General features: G+C 58.8%; 3 protein-coding genes and 1 pseudogene. All 4 read right to left on the bottom strand.

Annotated features, from left to right (window positions below; genetic code table 11):
* Positions 1-69: 69 nt before the first annotated feature.
* Positions 70-399 (bottom strand): phosphoribosyl-ATP diphosphatase, encoded by a 330-nt coding sequence (locus EGI20_RS17880; protein WP_220789313.1) that lies wholly within the window; start codon positions 397-399, stop codon positions 70-72.
* A gap of 107 nt (positions 400-506) precedes the next feature.
* Positions 507-905 (bottom strand): phosphoribosyl-AMP cyclohydrolase, encoded by a 399-nt coding sequence (gene hisI, locus EGI20_RS17875; protein WP_498632345.1) that lies wholly within the window; start codon positions 903-905, stop codon positions 507-509.
* Between the two features lie 111 nt (positions 906-1,016).
* Positions 1,017-1,781, bottom strand: a complete 765-nt coding sequence (gene hisF / locus EGI20_RS17870; RefSeq protein ID WP_498633054.1) for an imidazole glycerol phosphate synthase subunit HisF — start codon at positions 1,779-1,781, stop codon at positions 1,017-1,019.
* A 21-nt stretch (positions 1,782-1,802) separates the two neighbouring features.
* Positions 1,803-1,901: pseudogene (gene hisH / locus EGI20_RS17865) on the bottom strand (imidazole glycerol phosphate synthase subunit HisH); the annotation flags it as partial.

The following is a 1,901-nucleotide window of genomic DNA, read 5'->3' as shown; positions in this document are numbered from 1 at the left end:
TGTTCGACGGAATCTCTCCCGCCACAATCTTGCAAAACAGGCAATCGCTCACTGCATGACTCCCGGGGTTTATGGTTGCGGCTTGCGTGCCAGCTTTTCATCCAGGCCCGAGATGCCCTCGCGCCGCTTGAGCTCCATCAGCACGTCTTCGGGGCGCAGGCCGTGATGGGCCAGCAGCACCATGCTGTGAAACCACAGATCCGCCATTTCACGCACCAGATGCAGACGGTCGCCATCCTTGGCGGCCAGCAGCACCTCGGCGCTTTCCTCGGCCACTTTTTTCAGGATTGCATCCTCGCCCTGCTTGAACAGGGACGCCACATAGGACGACCCGGCCGCGGCTTCGCGCCGCGCTTCCAGCGTATCAGCCAGATGACTGAGTATCTCGGTGTTGATCATCAGACTGCCCTCAAGAAGAATCGGCCAAAGTATAAGTCGATTTTATTGCAAATTTACGAAAACTTGATAAGGAAAAACCCTAGCCTTGCGCCGGATCAAACTACCGTTCAGTTTCCCGCCCCATAAATGGCCGCAGGGTCCTTCAATACCTCATCCACACTCACCCAGGCACCCTGCTCGAAGCGCCGGTAAAAACAGGAGGCGCGCCCGGTGTGGCAGGCGATACCGCCGGCCTGCTCGATCTGCAACACCACCACATCTCCGTCGCAATCCAGCCTGAGTTCCTGCACGCGCTGCAAATGGCCGGACTCCTCACCTTTTTTCCACAATTTCTGCCGCGAGCGGCTGTAGTAGTGAGCGATACCGCTGTCGGCCGTCAGCTGCAGGGCCTCACGGTTCATCCACGCGACCATCAGCACGCGCTGGGTCTTTTCATCCTGGGCGATGGCGGTCACCAGACCGTTGCCATCCCACTTCACTTCATCCAGCCACGGGCTGTTGTTCATGGTTTTCCTTTAGCTCTCGGGACTCAGGACTCAGTATTCTGGATGAGCCAAAATCACGGCAACACATCGGTTCCCGAATCCCGGCTCCCCGATCCCGCATCGCTACCGCACTTACAACCTCACCTCTATCCCCGCCTCGCGCATGGCTTCTTTAGCCTGACGCACGGTGTATTCGCCGAAGTGGAAGATACTGGCAGCCAGCACCGCATCCGCCTTGCCTTGTGTGACCCCGTCGACCAGATGCTGCAGATTGCCGACGCCGCCAGAGGCGATCACCGGCACCGACACCGCATCCGCGACCGCACGCGTGAGCGCCAGATTGAAGCCGGCCTTGGTGCCGTCGCGGTCCATGCTGGTCAGCAATATTTCACCGGCGCCATAGTCGGCCATTTTGACGGCCCACTCGACCGCATCGATGCCGGTAGCCCGCCGTCCGCCGTGGGTGAAGATTTCCCAGCGGCTGTTGTCGGCATTCACCGCCTTGGCATCCACCGCCACCACAATGGCCTGACAACCGAAACGTGCGGCTGCCTCGCGCACCAGGTCCGGATTGGTGATGGCCGCAGTATTGATACCGACCTTATCGGCACCGGCATTGAGCAGGCGGCGGATATCATCGACTTTACGCACGCCGCCTCCCACGGTCAGCGGAATAAAGACCTGATCGGCCACCGCTTCGATCACATGCAGGATCAGATCGCGCTCGTCGGAGCTGGCGGTGATATCGAGAAAAGTCAGCTCGTCGGCGCCCTGATCACGCCAGTGCAGCGCGACCTTGACCGGGTCGTCGGAAAACACGGTCGCGTCGTCCATCACGCCCTGCTTCAGGCGTACGCATTGGCCGTCTTTAAGATCGATAGCGGGTATCAGCAACATGATGCATTCATCTACAGAAGGTTAAACACAGCCATCCCAGGCAAGGAAATTCTTCATCATCTGAAGCCCTGCGCGGTGGCTCTTTTCAGTGTGGAACTGCGTGGCAAAAATATTATTACG

Source organism: Aquitalea sp. S1-19 (assembly GCF_024343515.1).
This window is presented reverse-complemented; position numbering and strand designations above follow the sequence as displayed.

Coding starts and splice junctions, on each gene's coding strand:
- EGI20_RS17880 (WP_220789313.1), bottom strand. CDS start 399: ATGATCAACACCGAGATACTCAGTCATCTGGCTGATACGCTGGAAGCG.
- hisI (WP_498632345.1), bottom strand. CDS start 905: ATGAACAACAGCCCGTGGCTGGATGAAGTGAAGTGGGATGGCAACGGT.
- hisF (WP_498633054.1), bottom strand. CDS start 1,781: ATGTTGCTGATACCCGCTATCGATCTTAAAGACGGCCAATGCGTACGC.